Raw genomic sequence first — 21,054 nt, 5'->3', positions numbered from 1 at the left:
GAGGTAAGACATGGCAGACATCACCCTTCTGGACGGCTCCATCGGGCAGGAACTGGTCAAACGCAGTGGCGACCGGGCAACGCCGCTTTGGTCAACGCGGGTGATGATGGATCACCCGGAACTGGTGGGCGACGTTCACGCTGATTATTTTCGCCGCGGCGCTACGATCGCGACCACCAATACCTATGCTGTTCACCGTTCGCGCCTGGAACGTGTGGGATTGGAAGACCAGATCGGAGCGCTGACGGACACCGCCCTTTCTCAGGCAGAACGCGCACGCGCGGGAACCAAAGGGCGCATTGCAGGCTCGCTGGGTCCGCTGCTGGCCACCTACAGGCCCGACCTGCGGCCCGACCCTGAGGACGCCGCTCCGAAATACGCCGAACTTGTCGAACTGATGGCTGACAGGGTCGACCTGTTCCTGATTGAAACCGTTTCGTCGGTACAGGAAGCAGAAGGTGCGTTGCGCGGCACGGTCGACGGCGGGCGTCCTGTCTGGCTGGCCCTGACCGTCGATGACACAGACGGCACACGCCTGCGGTCGGGTGAACACCTGTCGGAAATCACACCTCTGGTCGACCGCTTTGCGCCAGAGGCCGTGCTCATCAATTGCTCGCCCCCCGAGGCCATGCCTGCGGCTTTGCAGATCATCGCGACCATGGGACGACCGTTTGGCGCCTATGCGAATGGATTCACCGAAATTTCGGAGGGATTTCTGAAGGACGCCCCGACCGTCGACGCGCTTGAACAGCGCAGCGATCTGGGGCCTCAGGTCTACGCCGAACACGCCATGCGCTGGGTGGAAAAGGGGGCCACCATCGTAGGCGGTTGTTGCGAGGTCGGTCCGGACCATATTGAGGCACTGGCCGAACAGTTACGCGCAGCCGGGCACAGGATTGTCTGAGGGCACGAGAATGCAGAAGCGGACAGGACCCGAACCGCAAGGATCCGGCAAACAGTATCAGTTCGATATCATGGTTGCGCCGGGATACGTTTTGCTGGAGCTCGCGTCATTGGTCGATGTCCTGCGGATTGCCAACCGCGTTTGCCCGAATCCTCCGTTTCGGTACACCTATCGATCGTTGAAAGGCGGCCCTGTTGAAAGCAGCAGCGGTGCGACCGTTTCAACCGAACCGGTTTCCGCGCAGCCTGATGCCGACTATCTTTTCGTGATCGGCAATTCCGACCCGGACCTGCCGGACCTGTCACTTGGGCGGGTGGTTTCGGACTATACCTACCGCGGCGCACAGGTGTTTTTGCTGGCCGAGGCCGCCAGCCGCTATATTGACGAGCAAGGCACGGACGACATGGCTACCCACTGGGAAAACGCATCTTTCCTGCGCGAAAGGGGCGCCCGGTTCGAAGCCAAGATGTCCATCGCAACCCAGCAGGGTTCGGTCGTCACCTGCGCTGGAATGGAGGCGACCACCGATGTTGCGCTGGCCGTTATCGGGCGCCATGTTTCGGGCCCTGCCAGGATGACGGTTGCTGACATCATGTTGCACGAAAACATCCGGGACTTTTCCTCGCAGCAGCCGTTTTCCGGGGTTCGGACCACGGCGACCGGGGATGCAAAACTGGACCAGTGCATCAAGCTGATGCAGGCCAATATCGAAGACCCTTTGCCGATCCAGGACATCGTCAATCTGCTGGGGCTGTCGAATCGGTCGCTCGAACGCAAGTTCCGGTCGATCTTTGGAACCACACCAAACGGTTTTTACCGCGAAATGCGGCTGGCGCGCGCGAACAACCTGCTTCTGAACACCACCATGAGTGTGCGCGAGATCGGGCTGGCATGCGGATTTCCCAACGGATTCTCGTCGATTTACAAGAGCTTTTATGGAATCACGCCGTTTGTTCTGCGGCGGGAAAAGCGGGCGTCTTCGCAAAGGTGATTTTTGCAGAGGACCTGACGATTTTGATGCATTTGTTGTCGCACATCCGTGGCATTTTATCCCAAACCTGACACAGCGGAGACATCAGGATGGTTGATCTTCCCACCAAGGCCCGAGTGGTCATCATCGGCGGCGGCGTTATCGGATGCTCGGTCGCGTATCATCTGACCAAGAAGGGTTGGACAGATGTCGTGCTGCTGGAACGCAAGCAACTGACCAGCGGCACCACCTGGCACGCCGCGGGTCTGATCGCGCAGCTGCGCGCGACTGCCAACATGACCAAACTGGCGAAGTACAGTCAGGAACTCTATGGCTCGCTTGAGGAGGAAACCGGCGTCGCGACCGGGTTCAAGCGCTGCGGATCGATCACCGTGGCCCTGACCGAAGAGCGCAAGGAAGAAATTTATCGCCAGGCCGCCATGGCGCGGGCATTCGGGGTCGAGGTCGAAGAAATCACGAACGAGCGCGTGGCGGAGCTTTATCCGCATCTGAACCTCGAAGACGTCAAGGGTGCGGTTTACCTGCCGCTGGACGGACAGGGCGATCCTGCCAATATCGCGCTGGCGCTTGCCAAGGGCGCACGGCAGCGCGGCGGCATTGTCAAAGAACGCGTGAAAGTCACCGAGATCGTCAAACAGGGCCGCAAGGTGACAGGTGTGGACTGGGTTGCCGATGACGGCAGCGCCTCGGGCCACATCGAATGCGACATGGTGGTGAACTGTGCAGGCATGTGGGGGCACGAGGTTGGCCGGATGGCGGGCGTCAACGTCCCGCTGCACGCCTGCGAGCATTTCTACATCGTTACCGAGAACATCGATGGTCTGACGCAGCTGCCCGTGCTGCGGGTGCCGGATGAATGCGCCTATTACAAGGAAGACGCGGGCAAAATCCTGCTGGGCGCGTTCGAGCCGAACGCCAAGCCATGGGCCATGGACGGTATCCCGGATACCTTCGAATTCGACCAGTTGCCCGAGGATTTCGACCATTTCGAACCGATCCTCGAAGATGCCTGCAACCGGATGCCCATGCTGGCCGAGGCCGGAATCCATACCTTCTTCAACGGCCCCGAGAGCTTTACCCCCGACGATGCCTACCACCTTGGCCTTGCGCCCGAGATGGACAATTTCTGGGTCGCAGCCGGGTTCAACTCGATCGGCATTCAGTCCGCCGGTGGCGCGGGGATGGCACTGGCCGAATGGATGGATACGGGTGAGAAACCGTTTGACCTTGGCGATGTGGATATCAGCCGGATGCAGCCGTTCCAGGGAAACAAACAGTACCTGTTCGAACGCTCGAAAGAGACGCTGGGCCTGCTCTATGCCGATCACTACCCCTATCGTCAAAAGGCGACCGCGCGCGGTGTGCGGCGGACGCCGTTCCACCACCACCTGAAGGAACAGGGCGCGGTATTTGGTGAACTGGCCGGATGGGAACGCGCCAACTGGTACGCCAGTGAAGGGCAGGAGCGTGAGTATCAGTACAGTTGGAAGCGCCAGAACTGGTTCGAGAATTCGGCCGCCGAGCACCGCGCCGTGCGCGAGAATGTCGGCATGTACGACATGTCGTCGTTCGGCAAGATCCGGGTGGAAGGTCCGGATGCCGAGGCGTTCATGAACTATATCGGCGGCGGTGACTACTCAGTGCCCAATGGCAAAATCGTCTATACCCAGTTCCTGAACCGCAGCGGCGGCATTGAAGCGGACGTGACGGTCACCCGCCTGACTGAAACGTCCTATCTGGTGGTCACTCCGGCGGCGACCCGTCTGGCGGATCAGACCTGGATGCAACGCAATGCCGGCAATTTCAACGTGGTCATCACTGACGTCACCGCGGGCGAAGGGGTGCTGGCCGTGATGGGCCCGAACGCCCGCGCGCTGCTTGAAAAGGTCTCGCCCAACGACTTCACCAACGCAACCAATCCATTTGGTACCGCACAGCAGATCGAGATCGGCATGGGGCTCGCCCGCGCGCATCGCGTGACCTATGTGGGTGAACTTGGTTGGGAAATCTGTGTCTCGTCTGACATGGCGGGTCATGTGTTCGAAACACTGCACGAGGCTGGTCAGGACATGGGGCTGAAGTTGTGTGGGATGCACATGATGGACAGCTGCCGGATCGAAAAGGGCTTCCGCCATTTCGGCCACGATATCACTTGCGAAGACCATGTTGTCGACGCCGGACTCGGGTTCGCTGTCAAGGTCGACAAGGGCAGTGATTTCATCGGCCGCGAGGCGGTAATCGCGCGCAAGGAAAGCGGGCCAAAGAGTCGCCTGGTGCAGTTCAAGCTGACCGAAGCTGAGCCGCTGCTGTTCCACAATGAACCGATCATTCGCGATGGTGAGTATGTCGGCTATCTCAGCTCAGGCAACTATGGCCACACGCTGGGCGGTGCCGTTGGTATGGGATACGTGCCATGCGAGGGCGAGAAGGCGGCTGATGTATTGGCATCGAGCTATGAGATCGACGTGTGCGGTGTGAAGGTTAGGGCAGAGGCATCGCTGAAGCCGATGTATGACCCTAAATCCGAGCGCGTCAAAGTCTGAACCGGTGCGTTGGGGGCGCTGCCCCCGCCGCAGCAAGCTGCGCCTCCCCCGGGATATTTGCGGCCAGACGAATGAAGGATCCCTTGTTCATCTGGCCAAAAATATCCCGGAGCGCGATGCAGAGCCTCGCAAATAGTGAAAAGCCAGCTGAAAGCCCAAGGCGCGATCCTATCAAGGTTCGTGATACGAGCCTTCACAGAATTCACAGTTCCCAACCCGGCCTGAACTGCCGTAAAGACGAACGGTATCAGCCGGAGACCTGACATGGCGGACATCGCTGCTCCAACTCAGAACGTCGACACGCCGCGCGGTCTGGCGCTGGCTGTAACCGCCTATGTACTGTGGGGGTTTCTGCCGCTGTACATGAAGGCGATGGCGCATATCGGTCCGGTCGAGGTTGTGGCTCATCGGGTGATCTGGTCCGTGCCGGTCGCCGGTCTGTTGCTGATCGCGCTGGGGCGTGCAGGCGATCTGAAGGCAGCCCTGCGAAACCCAAAAATGCTGGGCATGGCCTGCCTGACGGCCGCTTTGATTTCAGTGAACTGGGCGATCTATGTCTGGGCTATTGCCACCGGGCGGGCGCTGGACGCGGCCTTGGGGTACTATATCAACCCCTTGTTCAGCATTGCGCTGGGCGCAGTTTTGCTGCGCGAACCTTTGAACCGAACGCAGATAGTAGCGGTTGGGCTGGCAGCGTTGGGCGTCATCATACTTGTGCTCGAAGCCGGAGCACTGCCTTGGGCCGCCCTGGGCATGATGTTTACTTGGGGCTTTTACGCGTTCTTCAAACGCTCCCTTCCTATCGGACCAAACCAGGGGTTCCTTCTCGAGGTTCAGGTTCTTCTGATCCCGGCGCTGGCCTATGTGACCTGGCTGGGTGTGCAAGGCAGCGGACATTTTGGGTTGGCCGGGGCGGATACGATGCTGCTGGCGGGTGCCGGTGTGGTGACGGCGGTGCCTTTGCTGGTTTACGCCAACGGCGCCAAGTTGGTGCGGTTGTCCACCATGGGCATTCTGCAATACATCGCTCCAACCATGATCTTCATCACCGCGATTACCCTGTTCGGAGAACAAATCGATCGTGGTCGCATGATCGCCTTTCCGCTGATCTGGGCGGCTTTGGTTGTCTATTCGGTTCCGATGATCCGGCAGATTCGGGCTCAGTCCTGACGCAGCGCGCGGGCAACTTCATCCGCCCAGATCGCGTAGGTTTTCGGACTGGGGTGATACCCGTCTGGCGCGGCAAGCGCCGGGTCATCCGGCAAATCCAGCACGAGGTGCCGGCACTGAGGGCGCTCTGCGACCACCTTCTGCAGCGCCTGATCCAGCCGTCGCGCCTGCCGGTCCAGAACCCAGGCCAAAGGTTGGGGTAAGGCCGGAAAACGGCCCATTTGCGGGACTGCAGTAACAATCACGCGCCGCGCGCCCATGGCGCCTGTCAGCAGGGACATCAGGCGGGCTTGTCGTTCGGCAAACCGGCGTTGCGTCACGGCGCGGGTGACGTCATTCACACCCAGCGCCGTCACCACGGCATCGAACTGAGTATTCAGTGCGCCGAGACGGTCTATCGTATCCTGCGTTGTATGGCCGGTCGTAGCCTCCAGCCGCCATTCAACACAAAAGTGCCGCGCCAGCCGCTGGACGAGTTGCCCGGACAAGGCCTGTTTCTGCGTGCCTGCGCCTACGCCGGCAGCCGAACTGTCACCCGTGATCAGCAACCGCAGCCGGGGCCCGCGGCCTTCGCGGCCTTCGCGCGGCCCTGATGGCTCGGGCAGCATCTGGGCATTGCGCCGGACAGACAGACCCTGCATCGCCAGAACCGGCAGCAGCGGAAGGCGCAGAAGCTGATCAGGGGCGACAGGAGCACGCAAGGTCAGCTCAGCGCCTTGCGAAATTCCAGAAAGCGGGCGTCGCTCATCACCTGCGCCATCATCGCCTCGCGCAGGGCGCCGACGGTTTTGTGCGGGCGCATGACCACTTCGAATTTCTGGATCAGGCCATCGTCATTCAGCGTGATCAAATCCACACCCACGGCATCCAGTTCACCGACCTTGCATTGGAACTCCAAAGCCCAGTCGCAACCTTCGCCCATGACGCGGCGATAGCGAAACTCGGAAAACACCTGGCTGACATGCCCAAGCACCGCCGCAACCGGTGCACGCCCGGTCCATGTGCTGTAATAAGTCGGCGGCAGGAACTGCACATTCTCGGCCAGCAGATCCGGTATCCGGGCCTCGTCACCTTTTGCAACCGCGTCCTGCATGCGCTCGATTGTCGGATGCATCTCTGTTCCTCCTCAACTTGGTCCGAGAGTTGCCGAACGATGGGTCGCAGGCAAGGACGAAGTTGCGGGAGGTCGCGCGCTGCGATAGGCAAGCCCGCATGAGCGAGACCTACACCCCCCCGAACACGCCACTGGATGTGCTGCATGAAGACGCGCAGCTGATCGTGGTGAACAAACCGCCGGGCCTGCTTTCGGTACCCGGCCGGGGGGAGCATCTGTCGGATTGCCTTCTGACCCGGGTTCAGGCGGCTTTTCCTCAGGCCCTGCTTGTTCACCGGTTGGACCGGGACACGTCAGGTGTGATGGTGTTTGCACAAACACCGCATGCGCAACGCCATCTGGGTCAGCAGTTCGAACAGCGCCAGACGCGCAAAACCTATGTTGCGCGTGTGTGGGGCCAGGTTGAACCCAAATCCGGAACGGTTGATCTGCCTCTGATCGTCGACTGGCCAAACCGGCCGCGCCAGATGGTGTGTCACGAGACGGGCAAACCTGCGGTGACGGACTGGCGGGTCGTCCGACATGAGGACCGCAGCACGCGCATCCGGTTGTTTCCCAAAACGGGCCGGTCGCATCAGCTGCGGGTTCACATGCAGGCATTGGGGCACCCGATTCTGGGCGATCCGTTCTATGCGACGGGTGCGGCGCGGGATTACCCGCGCCTGATGCTGCATTCCGAAGAGCTTCGCCTGAAGAACCCCGAAGGCGGAGTTGCGATGAAATTCAGGGCCAAGCCCGATTTCTGAAGCTAAAGCACCCAGCCCCATATCATCTTGAGGTTGCCCAGAGAAAATCGTCTGACACGCCTTCGCTGTTGCATGGACCGACAGTGGCGTTCGGCCATGATCTGCCGTTCAATCTCAAACCCGCGCAAGGTGTGATCCTGAGACCATCTTCCGAGTTTCAGCGTCATCATGACGTGGTTGTCGCGGCTTGGCATTATTGCTCTCCATTTTTTCGTGATGTGCCAAGCATTGCAGCCCTCTCCTGACACCACCCTGTCAGTGGGGTGTGCTACTGTGTCAGCAGACCGTCAGGAGGATGCGATGGGCCGATCTACCCGTCTGTTTGAAATTATCCAGATCCTGCGCATGTCCGATGCACCGGTGACAGCGGATGCGCTGGCAGAGCAACTGGAAGTATCTGTTCGCACCGTGTACCGCGATATCGCGGCGCTGCAGGCGCAGCGGACGCCGATCGAAGGTGAGGCGGGCGTGGGCTACGTGATGCGCCGGGGGTATGATCTGCCGCCGCTGAACTTTGATGCGGAAGAGATTGAGGCGCTGTGGGTTGGGCTGTCAATGCTGGCCCGCACGGGTGACAGCACGCTGCAACAGGCCGCAGATCGCGTTTGCCGGAAAATCGAAGCGCTGCAGGTGCCAGCAGACTGGTTGCAGGTGGCGCCGTGGGGGGCGCCTCGGGACGATCCTGACAAAGGGTGTGTTCCGGTTGCCAGCTACCGCGAGGCAATCCGGGCGGAACAGAAACTCAAGCTGGTTTACGTCAATTCCGAAGACGAGCGTACGGAACGTGTCGTACGCCCGGTTGCGCTGATCTATCACATCGAATGCACGATGCTGGCGGCATGGTGCGAGTTGCGAAACGGCTTTCGACACTTTCGCACGGACCGTATCTGGGCGTGTGACGTTCTGGACGCGCATTTCTGCGGTCAGGGCCAGCCGCTGCGCGCCATCTGGCAGGAGAACAACAATTGGGATGCGTCATCAGCCCCTGTTTGACCGGCAGGTAATTGCCGATTTCACCGGAATGTTGCTTGAGGCTTCAACGGCCTGCCGTGATATACTGGCCCAAACAAATCAAACCCGATGAACGGGTTCATGAGCAGAGGGTAAATCCATGACGATTTCCAAGTTTGTTATTTCTGCCGGGCTGTGTTCGGCCCTTGTTCTTGGCGCATGTACCGACCCGGGTACGCTTTCAGTGCAAAGCGACCCCAATCAGAATGCAAAGCAGGGTGCCTTACTGGGCGGTTTGATCGGTGCAGGCGTCGGCGCTATTGCCAATGACTCGGATCCGCTTTTGGGTGCGCTGGCCGGTGGTGCCATTGGTGCCGCAGGTGGCGGCGTCATCGGCAATCAGCTTGATCGCCAGGCGGCGGAGCTGCGTCAGCAACTGGCCAATGACGGGATCACCATCGTCAATACAGGCGACCGCCTGATCGTCACCGTCCCCAATGACATCACCTTTGATACCGACAGCTCGACCGTGCGTCCAGGGCTGCGGTCCGATCTGGTGAAGGTGGGGCAGAATCTGGTCAACTACCCGAATTCGAATGTTCAGATTATCGGCCATACCGACAGCGACGGCGACGCCACCTATAATCAGGGCCTGTCCGAGCGGCGGGCCAATGCCGTGGCCGATGTCCTGCAGGCCAATGGCGTTAGCTATTCGCGCATCACTACAATCGGTCAGGGTGAAAACAATCCGGTCGCTTCGAACCTGACGCCGGATGGCAAAGCGCAGAACCGTCGGGTCGAGATTGTCGTCCTGCCCAGCGGCAACGCCTGATCGGATCCAACAACCGTGGACAGGGCACATGCTGTTGCCCTGTCCATGCGCACTGACTGTGCGTCAACAGGGCTATGGTCCCGGTCCATCCCCGTATAAGTTCCCGAAAACAACAAAGCGGAGTTCCCGATAATGTCCGAACCGACCCTTCTGGGCCTGTCTGGTTCGTTGCGCCAGAACGCGACAAACCGAAAGTTGCTGTGCGAGGCCGCGCGGTTGTTCGAGTCCGGCGCTTTCATCGAGGCCGACCTCAACCTGCCTCTGTATGACGGTGATCTGGAGGCGGGTGAGGGCATTCCCGCGTCGGTTCAGGTGCTGGCTGACCAGATTGCGCAGGCCCATGCGGTGATCATTTCGACCCCGGAATACAACAAGGGGCCGTCCGGCGTGCTGAAAAACGCGCTGGACTGGGTCAGCCGAACCAGTGGCAAACCATGGGCGGACAAGCCCGTTGCGGTGATGTCCGCGGCCGCTGGCCGGGCTGGCGGCGAACGCGCGCAGATGATGTTGCGCGCCTATATGGTGCCGTTTCAAACACGCATCCTGCAAGGTCCTGAAATCCATCTTGCCGACAGCTCGAACGCATTTGACGATCAGGGGCGGCTGATTAGCGAGCGCTATGAGAACCCGCTGCGGACGCTGATGCAGAAGCTGAAAGCCGAGGCCGGTTTCTGAGGTCAAGGCGCGGTACTTGTTCCGCAATGCCCTGGCGCGTAACGTGCGGGCATGTCAGATGAAACTCGGGCCGAAACACAGCAGGACATGATGGATCCCGCGCGCGCCGCTGCCTTGCAGGTGGCGCTCGGACAACCAGTTTCCGTTGCGGCGGGCGCACCGCTTCCGCCGTTTTTTCACCAGTTGTATTTCTGGTCACCGCTTCCGCCCGATGAGCTTGGCCGGGATGGGCACCCCAGGGTGGGCGGCGGCCTGATCCCGGATCTGGGCCTGCCACGCCGCATGTGGGCCGGAGGCCGGTTGCGGTTCCGCGCGCCCCTGGTCGCGGGCAAGCCAGCCCAGCGCCGGTCCTTTCTGGAAAGCGCCACGTCAAAAACTGGCCGGACCGGGCCACTGGGTTTTGTCACCTTGCGGCACGAGATCTGGCAGCGGGAAGATCTGTGTCTGACGGAATGGCAGGATCTTGTTTACCGTGAAGACCCTTCGGCTAATGCAATCAAGCCGAAGCCGCCAATGGCCAGAACCGACCAAACGGATCGCCGAGAGGTTGGGTTTTCCTCAACTTTGTTGTTTCGGTATTCGGCACTGACATTCAATGGCCACCGGATCCACTATGATCTGGACTATGCGCGCGACGTTGAAGGCTATGAGGGGCTTGTTGTTCATGGACCGTTGCTGGCGCAGCATCTGATGCTGTTTGCTACCGATCTGATGGGGCCGCTGTCCGAGTTTTCGTTCCGCGCGTCCTCCCCACTCATGCACTTCGAAACGGCGGCCCTGTGCCGGAACGGTTGCGAGCTGTGGGTCGCGGGGCCGGACGGCCGGCAATGTATGCAGGCGGTTGCCACTCCGGTGTCAGAGTGAGGCTTCGGGTCTGAATCCCTCCGGTATCTGATCGCGGTTTTCCAGTATCAGATCGGCCATGACATCGGCCACTTTGGGGGCCATGCCGAATCCGATCTTGAAGCCGCCATTGGCAATGTACTGACCCCTGTGCATCGGATGTTCGCCCAGCATTGGTGCGCGGCTTTTGCTGCGGGGGCGGACCCCGGCCCAGCGTTCAATCACTTCGGTGCCGTGCAGAACGGGAACGGCGCGCGCGGCGCGGTCGATCACGTCATCTAGGGCGCTGTCGGTGCTGGAAGGGTCTTCATAGTCCCGCTCGGATGTCGATCCGATGGCCAGAGTGCCGTCCGCATGGGGCACGATGTGAATTGCATCAACAAAAAGCTGAGGCACCGTCCCTGCATCGAACCTAAGCAGGGCAGCCTGGCCCTTGACCCCATTGCCAACAGTTTTGCCATAGTGGCAGTTCAGTTCCTGCAGGCCCGCCAATCCGGTGGCGTGTACGACCCGACCCCGGTCGGGCGAGTCTGTGGCAATTTCGACCCCCATCACGGACAGGGCCGCAACCAGCGCGGCACAGGCCCGTCTGGGATGCATGCGCGCACTCAGCGTGTCGTGGATGACGTATCCCGTCGGGCTGGGTGGGCACCAGGCGCCAGCCTTGGCGGTTTCAACAACGCGCCATTCTGCCTGTCCCTGCCACAGTTCGAGGGCCGTTTTAGCGCGCTGATGCGCAAGATCCAGATTGCGCTGGTCAGCGATGGGTTGCAAGCGACCCAGACGCGCATAACCGGGTGACACGCCACCTGTCACCTCGACCTGATTCCAGAACGCTTGGGCCATGATCAGGCTGTCGAACTGAAATGCCTTTTTGGCATTCCAGTTTTCCGGCACATGAGGTGCCAGTGCACCGACCAGACCACCGCTGGAGCCCGAGCCGGGACCAAAAGGATCGACTACCTGCACCTTTGCGCCGCGCCGCGCGCAGGTCCAGGCAATGGACAGGCCGAAAATACCCGCGCCACGCACTGTCACATCGACCATTGCCAATCCCCTTTTCCTTGTTCAGTGTCGCGCCGCCTAGCTACAGGATTCCCCGATGGCAGACCAGCGCGCCGCACTGACCTGGACGGACGAGCAGATCCCGATTTCGGACCGTTTCGACGATCCATATTACTCGCTCCAGAACGGGCTGGAAGAGACACGGCATGTGTTTCTGACGGGCAACGATCTGCCCGGTCGCTTCGCGCCGGGTTTCCGAATCGCCGAGCTTGGATTCGGAACCGGCCTGAACATGCTGACGGTCTGGTCCGCGTGGGAGGCATCGGGCCAAACGACGCCTCTGAGCTTCACCAGTTTCGAAGCCTTTCCGATGGATCCTGCAGACATGGCACGCGCACTGGCATGTTTCCCGGAGCTTCAACCCTGGAGCAGCCGGTTTCTGGCGCATTGGCAAGGTGGCGAATGCGATCTTGGCACACTGCACCTGAAAGTGATCGAAGGCGACGCGCGTGAAACCCTGCCCGCTTGGTCGGACATTGCGGACGCCTGGTTTCTGGACGGGTTTTCCCCGGCCAAGAACCCGGAGTTGTGGCAGTCGGACCTGATAAAGCAGGTCGCCGGTCACACTGTGGCTGGCGGAACAGTCGCGACATATACTGCGGCCGGTTTCGTGCGGCGTGCGTTGACCGAGGCCGGGTTTTCAGTCACGCGTTCGCCCGGATACGGGCGCAAACGGCACATGACACGGGCGATCAAAGAATGAGTCAGCAGAACAACGTGCGGGCCGGGATCGCCCTGATGGTCGCGGCCACAATCGTCTTTGCGTTGCAGGACGGGATTTCGCGTCATCTGGCCGGAACCTACAACACCTACATGGTCGTGATGATCCGGTATTGGTTCTTCGCGGCATTTGTCATCACCATCGCGGCCCGTGCACCCGGCGGGCTGAAGGCGGCAACACAAACCAGCCAGCTTGGGCTTCAGGTCATCCGGGGCGTGTTGCTGGCGGCCGAGATCTGTGTGGCCGTTTTCGGATTCACGGTTCTGGGGCTGATCGACAGCATGGCCGTTTTCATCTGTTATCCCCTGCTAGTGGCCGCGCTCAGCGGGCCGGTTCTGGGTGAAAAGGTGGGCTGGCGGCGCTGGTCTGCGATCGGGGTAGGATGCATCGGAGTCCTGATCATTCTCGAACCGGGTGTTGGCGTCTTCAACCCCTGGGCGGTCATTCCTTTGATTTCGGCCCTGATGTTTGCGGTCTATGGATTGCTGACCCGATACGTTGCCCGTCGCGACAGCACGGCCACCAGCTTTTTCTGGACGGGTGTCGTCGGGGCGGTGGCCATGACGCTGGTTGGCATGTGGTTCTGGGAACCGATGGCCCAGGCGGACTGGTTGTGGATGGCACTATTGTGCGTCAGCGGCGTGACAGGGCATTGGTTGCTGATCAAATGCTATGAAATGGCGGAAGCCAGCGCAGTTCAGCCCTTTGCCTATTTCCATCTGGTCTGGAGCGCATTGTTGGGCATTTCGATATTTGGCGAAACGCTGCGCCCAGCTGTTGTCGTGGGCGCGGCGCTTGTCGTGGCGGCAGGTCTGTTCACCCTATGGCGCGAAAGACGCCAGGGTTGAGCCGGTAAGTTCCTGCGAAAACGGAATGGGCAGGGCCGGCTTGCCCAGACGCGCGCGATAGACGGGCATGCTTTCCGCGACGCGCATGACATAGTTGCGCGTTTCGCTGAACGGGATGGTTTCGATCCAGTCGATGACGTCGACCTCTCCGGCGCGGGGATCGCCAAAGCGTTCCATCCACGAAATCGGACGCTTGGGTCCCGCGTTGTACCCGGCCGCCATCATGACCACGTTGCCGTTGAACTCGGCGGCCAGCCCGGACAGGTAGTTCGCCCCCAACTTGGCGTTGTATTGCCAGTCCGATGTGAGGCGTCCGGTCTGATGGCCGCTGAGGATACCCATCTCCTGCGCGACCAGCTTGGCGGTGGCTGGCATGACCTGCATCAAACCACGTGCGCCGGCTCCGCTGACCACGACCGGGTCAAACTCGCTTTCCCTGCGGGCAATGGCCAGGGTCATTTCCTTCGCCATGGGCAGGCCCATATCGGCCACCGGATGGACAGGGTAGTAGGCCGCAGGCAGAACCGATCCTGTTCTGGCGGCGCGCTTGGCGATCATGACTGCCAGATGTGGCTCCTTGAGTTCCAGCACCAGATCACCCAGTTGACCGGCCTCAACCGGATCGAGACCTTCCACCAGATGGGTCAGAAACTGTTCTGTCAGATTGTCTTCGCCGGCTCGCAGCAGCAGAAGCCCAGCTTCCAATACACTGGAATTCGCAAACCCGGCCTGTTTCCAATGCGGTGCACGGCGCGGGTTGGCAAGCTCGCTGTCAAACGGGCGCCCGATGCGCTCGGCAGCCAGCAGGCCATAGAAGGAAGTCTGGTAATCCGCGCCGATTGCGTAGGCGTCATAGGCCTTGTCCGCATCGCCCTGCGCCGCATGAGCCCGGCCCAGCCAATAGCCGCCGCGCCCTTTGGAAATTGGCGACTGAACTGCGGCCGAGAAATTCTGGAAATGGCGCACGGCCGTGTCCGGATCGTTCAGTTTGCGCAGCGCGAGGAACCCGGCGAGCCATTCCAGATCAGCGTAACCATAGCCCATTTCGGGTGTCATGTGATGGTTGGCCGCAACGTCATAAGCGCGTGCGATATTTCCGTTGCGCATCTCCAGCCGCGCCAGCCTGCGCCGACCTTCGGCCCATTTGTCCGGCTCGCCCAACGCCTGTGGGCTGGTCGAGCGTTCCAGCATCAAATCGATGGCGCTGTCGTCAAGTTCCCTGCCGTCCCGCCATACGAATCGGTCGAAGGCCAACCCGGCTGACGACGCCAGCGAGTCCGGCACTGCCGAAATCTTGGCATCCACACCGGGCTGACGTTTTTGCAGCGCGATTCTGGCTTCGGCCAATTTCCGTTCATCCGCACTGACCAGCGGCAACATCTGATCAGCGCTGACCAGATGCCCGTCCCAGAGCATACGGTCCAGCCGGGCCGCGTGATGCGGTTTCAGCAATTTGTCGAAGTTTTCCAGATAGTCCTTCTGCAAACCCGACCCCATGGGCATCGTGCGCCAGGCCATCACGATATCCGCCTCGGCATCGCCCCTGCGACCCTTGGCCATTAGGGCAACCGCGAAATTCAAGGCACCCTCGGCGGTTTGCGGCGGTGAGCCGTCGTAGAACTTCAAAACCCGGTCCGGGTCGGCCCCGGTGAACGAAGGTTCGCTTTTGCGGCGCAGCCACCCCAGTCCGGGCCAGTCCGACCGGCGGTCGAGAAACACAAGTACATCGCCCGAACTGCCAAAGCCGCTGCGCAACCAGTGCCAGACGATGATATCACGAGACACCGACCCGCGCGTTCCTGCGACGCGCAGGGCCTCGTTCCAGTCGCCTTTGCGCATCTCGTTCAGCGCGGCGCGCAGGTCCGCGGCGGCATCCGCGCGCGCCTGAGCCGTCGAACAAAGAATCACGGTGATCAATACCGCCAGAAAACGTGTCATCCCTTGCATTTCCCAACCAACCAAGGATACAGCCATTCAGGATAAACCTTGCGCCGCCGGGATCAACTCACAAACCGAAGATTGTGATAAAGGGTGGCGCGTTCACAGCAAACTGTACGCTAAGGAGCGTTCCATGTTCAAAGGCTCGATGCCAGCACTCGTCACCCCGTTCCGAAACGGTGAGTTGGACCTGGACACGCTCAAACATCTGGTGGAATGGCAGATCCAGGAAGGTTCGACCGGGCTGGTGCCGGTGGGAACCACGGGCGAAAGCCCAACGCTCAGCCATGAAGAACACGAAGTGGTGGTGGAAGAGGTCGTCAAGGCCGCTGCCGGCCGCGTACCGGTCATCGCGGGTGCCGGATCCAACAACACCGTCGAAGCGATCCGGTTCGTACAGTTCGCCGAGAAGGTCGGCGCGGCTGCGGCTCTGGTTGTCACGCCGTATTACAACAAGCCGACCCAAAAGGGTCTGATTGCCCATTTCAGGGCGTTGCATGATTGCGCGGATATTCCGATTGTCATTTACAACATCCCGGGCCGCTCGGTGATCGACATGACACCGGTGACAATGGGCCAACTGGCACAGCTGCCGCGCATTGTCGGGGTGAAGGATGCAACCGGCGATCTGGCGCGGGTCAGCCAGCAGCGGGCAAGCTGCGGTACCGATTTCTGCCAATTGTCCGGGGAAGATGCGACCGCTCTTGGCTTCAACGCTCATGGCGGGGTCGGATGCATCTCGGTGACGGCAAACGTGGCCCCGCGCCTGTGCGCCGAATTCCAGCAGGCGACCCTTGCCGGTGACTACGCCAAGGCGCTGGCCTATCAGGACCGTCTAATGCCCCTGCACGAAGCGATCTTCATCGAACCCGGCCTTGTCGGCGCAAAATACGCGCTCAGCAAACTGAACCGTTGCAGTGAGGACGTGCGCTCGCCCCTGACCGGGCTGGACGGCAGCACAAAATCCGCCATCGACGCGGCTATGGCACACGCCGGACTTCTCTGAACGCGCTCGACACGAAAAAAGGGCGGCATTCACCGGGTGAAGCCGCCCTGTTTCTTTTCGGTAACCGGACTTCTTTTGTTCGAAAATCCCCCGGTGGTGGACTGAGCCTAAGGTTCAGGAGGGGGCTGGCCCCCTCGTTTCAACGCTTGCCGTAATACAGTCCGACCACATGCTCGGCCTGAGCGAAGAACAGCCAGCGTGATACGGCAACGCCAGCCAGGTGCGACAGCACGGCCAACAGCACAAAGAAATGGCTGAACGGCAATACCAGCAACACAACGGGGACAAGGAAGGCCAGCGTGAACGAAATGATCCGCAGCTTCTCGGCGTGTTTGCGTCCGACCACATACACGAATTCGCGCAACAGGTAGTTGGTCCCGGTATGCGGTGGTTCAAACGCCCGGACAGACCCTCTCGACCCAAGCCCGGTTGCGGTGCCCAGATCGGTCCCTGAAGCCGCAAGGGCTTTGTCGCCCCGCACCCAGTACAGAATCTGAACCAACCCGGCAATCATCAGCAGGGGACGGGCCAATCCCGTCTGTCCGGCCAGCAAGGCACCGCCGGCCAGGCTGAAGGTAAGAAACATGAGCGGGGTCAGTTTCATGTTCCAGCGTGGAATGGTCTTCAGCTGGGTATAGATCATCGAGGTGGTAAACACGGTCGCCAGTGAAAACAGCGCCCCCAATGCGCCCAGAACGCTCCAGCTCTGGCCCAGAAAGACCGCGCCAAAGGCATAGAGGCCCATAAGAACCAATGCGATGACCGCGCACCAGCCCTCACGCGACAGCCAGCTTGATCGCCACTGCGAAAAGGCTTTGAGCGCGCGTTCGGGGTGGCCCAGATGGAAGGTCGACGCCATCAGGCCGCCAACGGCCAGACCGTAAGCGATTGCGTAGAAAACAAAAGCCACCCAGCCGGTGACGTCCGGGCTGCCAAGGCCAAGAAAGAACAGCAGGCCAAAACCAAGGCCGGACAGCGTGGTGAAGATGATAACAGAAGGTGCCGGATGCATCAGAGCTTCTCCAGTGTTTTGTCGAGCCAGCCCAGAAAGCCCTTAGGTTCTTCGGCGACGGGTGCCAGAAGTGGTGCAAGGATGTCGATCTGGTCTTCGACGGTGTCCTTCGGGCGCGGCGGCAGGTATTTGTTGACGGGCTTGGTGCCCATTTCCGGCATCAGATCCATGCCATCCCGTTCGGCGACCAGTTTTGATACATCGCTGTTCGGGTCGCCCAGATCGCCGAAATGCCGGGCCCCGGCGGGGCAGGTACGCACACATGACGGGATGCGATCCACCTCGGGCAGGTTGTCGTTGTAAATCCGGTCGACGCAGAGGGTGCATTTTTTCATCACCCCTTCGGCCTGATCCAGTTCGCGGGCGCCGTAAGGGCAGGACCATGCACACAGGCCGCAACCGATGCAGTCGCTTTCATTGACCAGTACGATTCCATCCTCGACCCGTTTGTAGCTGGCTCCGGTCGGGCAGACGGTGACACAAGGCGCGTCTTCGCAGTGCAGGCAGGATTTGGGGAAGTGGATCAGTTGGGCGTGACCTTCGGCGGGCTGCACCTCATACGAGTGTACCCGGTTCAGGAAAGTCCCCGACGGGTTGCCGCCATAGGCATCCTGATCCGACAAAGGCGCGCCATAGTTTTCGGTGTTCCAGCCTTTGCAGGAAATCACGCAGGCGTGGCAGCCGACACAGGTGTCCAGGTCGATCACCAGACCCATCTTGCGCTCGGTTGACTGAGGGAGTTGGGTCATGTCATTGGATCTCCGCTGCCGGGGAGGGGGCCAGCCCCCTCTTGAGCCTGCGGCTCAATTCACCCCCGGGATATTTCTGGCCAGATGAAGTTTGGATCCCGGTCATTTGCCCACCTTCCATGCCAGATCGGTCGGTCCGGTTCCGACAGGTGACTTGATCGGTGGGAAGGCCGGCTGGCTTTCCGTCATTTCCTGCGGCGCGGCTGCTTTTTCGATTTTGACTTTCAGATCGAACCATGCGGCCTGCCCGGTGATTGGATCGGAGTTTGCCCAACGCAACCCGTCACCTTTCGGGGGCAAAAGCTCGTGGATCAGATGGTTCAGCAGGAAGCCCTTGGTGGCCTCGGGGGCGTCCTCCTGCAGGGCCCACGCGCCTTTGCGTTTGCCAATGGCGTTCCAGGTCCAGACAGTATTGTCGTTCAGCGCCGCCATTTCCATCACCGGCACGGTGATCTCACCGTGCGGAGACGTGACTTTGGCCCAGTCGCCGTCCGACAGGTTGTGTTCCCGCATCAGTTTGGTCGGAACATAGAGCGGGTTGCGTCCGTGCAACTGGCGCAGCCACGCATTCTGGGTACCCCAGCTGTGATACATTGCCATGGGCCGCTGGGTCAGGGCGTTGACGGTGAACCCCTCGTTCCCGGTCTGATCGGTTTCGTACCAGATCGGCAAAGGATCCATCGTGTCCTTGATGCGCTGGCGTAGATGATCGGGCGGTTGGCGCTCGCCATGCCCTTCGGCTGCCAGTTGGAATTTCCGCATCGGCTCGGAGTAGAGCTGGAACAGGTATGGTTGTGGACTGTCATAGAGACCCAGATTGACGGCCCAGTTCTGATAGGCGCTGTTCCAGGGTTTGTAGTACAGCGCCTCATTCGGGACATGTTCGATGTAGAACCCGCCATTTTCAATGTAGCGGTCCAACTGATCCGGGTTCACCTCGCCGCGCCCGGCCTGATCGCCGTTCTCGCCGCGGAAGCCGGCCAGCGGGCCGATGCCCGGCTTGCGCTGATGGTTGACCATATAGTCGGCGTAATCGGTGTACTTGGCGCCGCCGTCTTCGTCGGTAAAACCAGGCAGGCCCAGCTTGTTGGCAAGCTGGATCAGAACCGTCTGGAACCCGCGCACATCCCTGTCAGGCTCGATCACCGGCCAGCGGATGGCGTCTGCGGCGCCGTCCGCCTCGCAGATCGGGCGGTCAAGCAGCGAAATGCAATCGTGCCGCTCCAGATAGGTGGTGTCGGGCAGGATAAGGTCGGCATAGGCGACCATTTCCGAGGAATAGGCGTCGGAATAGATGATATGCGGGATCACATAGTCGCCGTTTTCATCCTTGTCAGTCAGCATGTCCATAACACCCTTGGTGTTCATGGTCGAGTTCCAGGACATGTTGGCCATGTACATGAACAGCGTGTCGATCTTGTAGGGATCGCCGGCATGTGCGTTTGAGATCACCATATGCATCAGTCCATGGCTGGACATCGGGTTTTCCCAGGTGAATGCCTTGTCGATCCGTGCCGCGCTGCCGTCGGCCTTCAGCGCCAGATCATCCGGACCGCGTACAAAGCCCAGATGCGGGCCGTCCAGCGGTGAGTTCGGTGTGACCTTGCAGTGTGGCGTCGGGTGTGCCTCGACCGGTTTGGGGTAGGGCGGTTTGAACCGGAAGCCGCCGGGCACCTCGACCGTGCCCAGAATGATCTGCAGCACATGCAGCGCCCGGCAGGTCTGGAATCCGTTGGCATGGGCCGAGACGCCGCGCATCGAGTGCATGGCGACGGGGCGGCCAATCATCTTGTCATGTTTCTCGCCCCGGAAATCGGTCCATTCCTGATCGATCTCGAAGGCCTCGTCAAAGGCGACGCGGGCGAGTTCCGCTGCAATGGCGCGGATACGCTTGGCGGGGATGCCGCACTTTTCGGCGATGGCTTCGGGGGCGTATTCCTCGCTGAGGTATTTCTCGGCCATCAGGTGGAAGACCGGGCGGTGGGTGACGCCGTCTTTTTCGTATGTGGCCGACAGGTCTGGGCGCACGCCGGGTTTGTCAAAGGCGGTAAGTTCGCCGGTTGCACGATCAATGACCAGCGGTTTGCCGTCTGTATCGCGCAGGAACAGACCCTGTTCCGGTCCGTCCGAGGCGTTTACCAGCACAGGCGCGTTGGTGTAGCGGCTGAGATAGTCCAGATCGATCTTGCCGGCCTTCATGAGCACATGGATCATCGACAGGATGAACAGGCCATCGGTGCCGGGCGTGATCCCGACCCAGTCGTCGGCAACAGCGTTATAGCCCGACCGGATCGGGTTCACGCCGATCACCCGCGCGCCGCGCGCCTTGATTTTGCCGATGCCCATCTTGATCGGGTTGCTGTCATGGTCTTCGGCCACGCCGAACAGCATGAACAGCTTGGTGTGATCCCAGTCGGGCTGTCCGAATTCCCAGAATGCGCCGCCCATCGTGTAGATGCCGCCAGCCGCCATGTTGACCGAGCAGAACCCGCCATGGGCTGCATAGTTACAGGTGCCGAAATTCTGCGCCCAGAAGCTGGTGAAGGATTGAGACTGGTCGCGGCCTGTGAAAAAGGCCAGCTTCTCGGGGTTGTCTTCGCGCAGGGGCTTCAGCCAGCCGACGGCGATGTCCAGCGCTTCGTCCCAACTGATTTCTTCGAATTCGCCCGAGCCGCGTGGCCCAACCCGTTTCAACGGTGCGCGCAGCCGTGACGGCGCGTTGACTTGCATGATCCCGGCACTGCCCTTGGCGCACAGAACGCCCTTGTTCACCGGGTGATCGCGGTTGCCTTCGATATAGGCGACCTTGCCGTCTTTCATGTGCACATTGATGCCGCAACGGCAGGCGCACATATAGCAGGTGGTCCGCCTGATCTCGTCCGAGACCTTGGGAGAAGTGTCTAGGATCGGCTGCTGATGCGTCATTGGCGGGTCCTGTCGGTTGTG

The 21,054-nt window shown here is 60.7% G+C and carries 20 protein-coding genes; 12 read left to right on the top strand and 8 right to left on the bottom strand.

Features of this window, described 5'->3' with window-relative positions; translation table 11 throughout:
* The first annotated feature begins 10 nt into the window (after positions 1–10).
* The 4 genes from ACR0J8_RS02820 to rarD all read left to right on the top strand — a co-directional run bounded on the left by ACR0J8_RS02820 (position 11) and on the right by rarD (position 5,608).
* Entirely contained in the window at positions 11–904 is an 894-nt protein-coding gene (locus ACR0J8_RS02820) for a homocysteine S-methyltransferase family protein (RefSeq protein WP_480888847.1), read from the top strand.
* A gap of 10 nt (positions 905–914) precedes the next feature.
* Entirely contained in the window at positions 915–1,895 is a 981-nt protein-coding gene (locus ACR0J8_RS02815) for a GlxA family transcriptional regulator (RefSeq protein WP_480888846.1), read from the top strand.
* Positions 1,896–1,984: 89 nt separating this feature from the next.
* A complete protein-coding gene (locus ACR0J8_RS02810; protein ID WP_480522782.1) occupies positions 1,985–4,438 on the top strand; it encodes a GcvT family protein in 2,454 nt (817 codons plus the stop codon).
* A 264-nt stretch (positions 4,439–4,702) separates the two neighbouring features.
* Positions 4,703–5,608: an EamA family transporter RarD gene (gene rarD / locus ACR0J8_RS02805; protein WP_480888845.1), complete on the top strand. Its 906-nt coding sequence runs from the start codon at positions 4,703–4,705 to the stop codon at positions 5,606–5,608.
* Here rarD and ACR0J8_RS02800 read toward each other — a convergent pair.
* Positions 5,599–6,309: an SGNH/GDSL hydrolase family protein gene (locus tag ACR0J8_RS02800; protein WP_480522784.1), complete on the bottom strand. Its 711-nt coding sequence runs from the start codon at positions 6,307–6,309 to the stop codon at positions 5,599–5,601. The genes rarD and ACR0J8_RS02800 overlap by 10 nt on opposite strands.
* Positions 6,310–6,311: 2 nt before the next feature.
* Positions 6,312–6,722, bottom strand: a complete 411-nt coding sequence (locus ACR0J8_RS02795; RefSeq protein WP_480888844.1) for a nuclear transport factor 2 family protein — start codon at positions 6,720–6,722, stop codon at positions 6,312–6,314.
* On the opposite strand from ACR0J8_RS02795, the gene ACR0J8_RS02790 reads away from it, so the two are divergent.
* Entirely contained in the window at positions 6,608–7,468 is an 861-nt protein-coding gene (locus ACR0J8_RS02790; protein WP_480888843.1) for an RluA family pseudouridine synthase, read from the top strand. The two genes, ACR0J8_RS02795 and ACR0J8_RS02790, sit on opposite strands and share 115 nt — an antisense overlap.
* A gap of 2 nt (positions 7,469–7,470) precedes the next feature.
* Here ACR0J8_RS02790 and ACR0J8_RS02785 read toward each other — a convergent pair whose 3' ends face one another.
* Positions 7,471–7,662 carry a hypothetical protein gene (locus ACR0J8_RS02785; RefSeq protein WP_170679485.1) on the bottom strand — a complete coding sequence of 64 codons (192 nt, stop codon included), beginning with the start codon at positions 7,660–7,662 and terminating at the stop codon, positions 7,471–7,473.
* 106 nt (positions 7,663–7,768) lie between these two features.
* On the opposite strand from ACR0J8_RS02785, the gene ACR0J8_RS02780 reads away from it, so the two are divergent.
* The 4 genes from ACR0J8_RS02780 to ACR0J8_RS02765 all read left to right on the top strand — a co-directional run bounded on the left by ACR0J8_RS02780 (position 7,769) and on the right by ACR0J8_RS02765 (position 10,790).
* On the top strand, positions 7,769–8,461 hold the full coding sequence (locus tag ACR0J8_RS02780) for a helix-turn-helix transcriptional regulator (protein WP_480522787.1): 693 nt from the start codon (positions 7,769–7,771) through the stop codon (positions 8,459–8,461).
* Positions 8,462–8,579: 118 nt separating this feature from the next.
* Entirely contained in the window at positions 8,580–9,251 is a 672-nt protein-coding gene (locus ACR0J8_RS02775) for a YiaD family glycine zipper/OmpA-like lipoprotein (protein ID WP_480522788.1), read from the top strand.
* Positions 9,252–9,383: 132 nt separating this feature from the next.
* Positions 9,384–9,926, top strand: coding sequence for an NADPH-dependent FMN reductase (locus ACR0J8_RS02770; RefSeq protein ID WP_480522789.1), 543 nt, complete (start codon positions 9,384–9,386; stop codon positions 9,924–9,926).
* Between the two features lie 51 nt (positions 9,927–9,977).
* Positions 9,978–10,790, top strand: coding sequence for an HTD2 family dehydratase (locus tag ACR0J8_RS02765; RefSeq protein WP_480888842.1), 813 nt, complete (start codon positions 9,978–9,980; stop codon positions 10,788–10,790).
* Here ACR0J8_RS02765 and ACR0J8_RS02760 read toward each other — a convergent pair.
* Complete coding sequence (locus ACR0J8_RS02760; protein WP_480888841.1) at positions 10,782–11,816, bottom strand: NAD(P)/FAD-dependent oxidoreductase; 1,035 nt, start codon at positions 11,814–11,816, stop codon at positions 10,782–10,784. The genes ACR0J8_RS02765 and ACR0J8_RS02760 overlap by 9 nt on opposite strands.
* 55 nt (positions 11,817–11,871) lie before the next feature.
* Between ACR0J8_RS02760 and mnmC2 the strand changes: the two genes are divergently transcribed.
* Together mnmC2 and ACR0J8_RS02750 are read left to right on the top strand one after the other, a co-directional pair.
* The gene (mnmC2, locus tag ACR0J8_RS02755; RefSeq protein ID WP_480522792.1) at positions 11,872–12,537 is read left to right on the top strand and encodes a tRNA (5-methylaminomethyl-2-thiouridine)(34)-methyltransferase MnmC2; all 666 of its coding nucleotides are present in this window, start codon (positions 11,872–11,874) and stop codon (positions 12,535–12,537) included.
* A complete protein-coding gene (locus ACR0J8_RS02750) occupies positions 12,534–13,403 on the top strand; it encodes a DMT family transporter (RefSeq protein WP_170614282.1) in 870 nt (289 codons plus the stop codon). The genes mnmC2 and ACR0J8_RS02750 overlap by 4 nt, the downstream gene beginning before the upstream one ends.
* On the opposite strand, the gene ACR0J8_RS02745 is transcribed toward ACR0J8_RS02750, so the two are convergent.
* Positions 13,377–15,341, bottom strand: coding sequence for a lytic transglycosylase domain-containing protein (locus tag ACR0J8_RS02745; RefSeq protein WP_480888840.1), 1,965 nt, complete (start codon positions 15,339–15,341; stop codon positions 13,377–13,379). The genes ACR0J8_RS02750 and ACR0J8_RS02745 overlap by 27 nt on opposite strands.
* 133 nt (positions 15,342–15,474) lie before the next feature.
* On the opposite strand from ACR0J8_RS02745, the gene dapA reads away from it, so the two are divergent.
* A complete protein-coding gene (dapA, locus tag ACR0J8_RS02740) occupies positions 15,475–16,347 on the top strand; it encodes a 4-hydroxy-tetrahydrodipicolinate synthase (RefSeq protein ID WP_480522794.1) in 873 nt (290 codons plus the stop codon).
* A 139-nt stretch (positions 16,348–16,486) separates the two neighbouring features.
* On the opposite strand, the gene ACR0J8_RS02735 is transcribed toward dapA, so the two are convergent.
* The 3 genes from ACR0J8_RS02735 to ACR0J8_RS02725 form a co-directional block, all read right to left on the bottom strand.
* The gene (locus tag ACR0J8_RS02735; protein ID WP_480522795.1) at positions 16,487–17,359 is read right to left on the bottom strand and encodes a dimethyl sulfoxide reductase anchor subunit family protein; all 873 of its coding nucleotides are present in this window, start codon (positions 17,357–17,359) and stop codon (positions 16,487–16,489) included.
* Entirely contained in the window at positions 17,359–18,108 is a 750-nt protein-coding gene (locus ACR0J8_RS02730; protein ID WP_480522796.1) for a 4Fe-4S dicluster domain-containing protein, read from the bottom strand. Before ACR0J8_RS02730 ends, ACR0J8_RS02735 begins: the two co-directional genes overlap by 1 nt.
* 102 nt (positions 18,109–18,210) lie before the next feature.
* Positions 18,211–21,033, bottom strand: a complete 2,823-nt coding sequence (locus ACR0J8_RS02725; RefSeq protein WP_480522797.1) for a molybdopterin oxidoreductase family protein — start codon at positions 21,031–21,033, stop codon at positions 18,211–18,213.
* Positions 21,034–21,054 lie beyond the last annotated feature (21 nt).

Source organism: Ruegeria sp. N11, assembly GCF_056531525.1.
This window is presented reverse-complemented; position numbering and strand designations above follow the sequence as displayed.

What these genes read in the sequence shown, in the direction of transcription:
- ACR0J8_RS02770 (WP_480522789.1), top strand. Translation starts at nt 9,384, where the DNA reads ATGTCCGAACCGACCCTTCTGGGCCTGTCTGGTTCGTTGCGCCAGAAC.
- ACR0J8_RS02790 (WP_480888843.1), top strand. Translation starts at nt 6,608, where the DNA reads ATGTGCTGTAATAAGTCGGCGGCAGGAACTGCACATTCTCGGCCAGCA.
- ACR0J8_RS02730 (WP_480522796.1), bottom strand. Translation starts at nt 18,108, where the DNA reads ATGACCCAACTCCCTCAGTCAACCGAGCGCAAGATGGGTCTGGTGATC.
- ACR0J8_RS02765 (WP_480888842.1), top strand. Translation starts at nt 9,978, where the DNA reads ATGTCAGATGAAACTCGGGCCGAAACACAGCAGGACATGATGGATCCC.
- ACR0J8_RS02815 (WP_480888846.1), top strand. Translation starts at nt 915, where the DNA reads ATGCAGAAGCGGACAGGACCCGAACCGCAAGGATCCGGCAAACAGTAT.
- ACR0J8_RS02795 (WP_480888844.1), bottom strand. Translation starts at nt 6,722, where the DNA reads ATGCATCCGACAATCGAGCGCATGCAGGACGCGGTTGCAAAAGGTGAC.
- ACR0J8_RS02775 (WP_480522788.1), top strand. Translation starts at nt 8,580, where the DNA reads ATGACGATTTCCAAGTTTGTTATTTCTGCCGGGCTGTGTTCGGCCCTT.
- ACR0J8_RS02820 (WP_480888847.1), top strand. Translation starts at nt 11, where the DNA reads ATGGCAGACATCACCCTTCTGGACGGCTCCATCGGGCAGGAACTGGTC.
- ACR0J8_RS02780 (WP_480522787.1), top strand. Translation starts at nt 7,769, where the DNA reads ATGGGCCGATCTACCCGTCTGTTTGAAATTATCCAGATCCTGCGCATG.
- rarD (WP_480888845.1), top strand. Translation starts at nt 4,703, where the DNA reads ATGGCGGACATCGCTGCTCCAACTCAGAACGTCGACACGCCGCGCGGT.
- ACR0J8_RS02725 (WP_480522797.1), bottom strand. Translation starts at nt 21,033, where the DNA reads ATGACGCATCAGCAGCCGATCCTAGACACTTCTCCCAAGGTCTCGGAC.
- ACR0J8_RS02745 (WP_480888840.1), bottom strand. Translation starts at nt 15,341, where the DNA reads ATGACACGTTTTCTGGCGGTATTGATCACCGTGATTCTTTGTTCGACG.
- ACR0J8_RS02785 (WP_170679485.1), bottom strand. Translation starts at nt 7,662, where the DNA reads ATGCCAAGCCGCGACAACCACGTCATGATGACGCTGAAACTCGGAAGA.
- ACR0J8_RS02760 (WP_480888841.1), bottom strand. Translation starts at nt 11,816, where the DNA reads ATGGTCGATGTGACAGTGCGTGGCGCGGGTATTTTCGGCCTGTCCATT.
- ACR0J8_RS02810 (WP_480522782.1), top strand. Translation starts at nt 1,985, where the DNA reads ATGGTTGATCTTCCCACCAAGGCCCGAGTGGTCATCATCGGCGGCGGC.
- ACR0J8_RS02750 (WP_170614282.1), top strand. Translation starts at nt 12,534, where the DNA reads ATGAGTCAGCAGAACAACGTGCGGGCCGGGATCGCCCTGATGGTCGCG.
- dapA (WP_480522794.1), top strand. Translation starts at nt 15,475, where the DNA reads ATGTTCAAAGGCTCGATGCCAGCACTCGTCACCCCGTTCCGAAACGGT.
- mnmC2 (WP_480522792.1), top strand. Translation starts at nt 11,872, where the DNA reads ATGGCAGACCAGCGCGCCGCACTGACCTGGACGGACGAGCAGATCCCG.
- ACR0J8_RS02735 (WP_480522795.1), bottom strand. Translation starts at nt 17,359, where the DNA reads ATGCATCCGGCACCTTCTGTTATCATCTTCACCACGCTGTCCGGCCTT.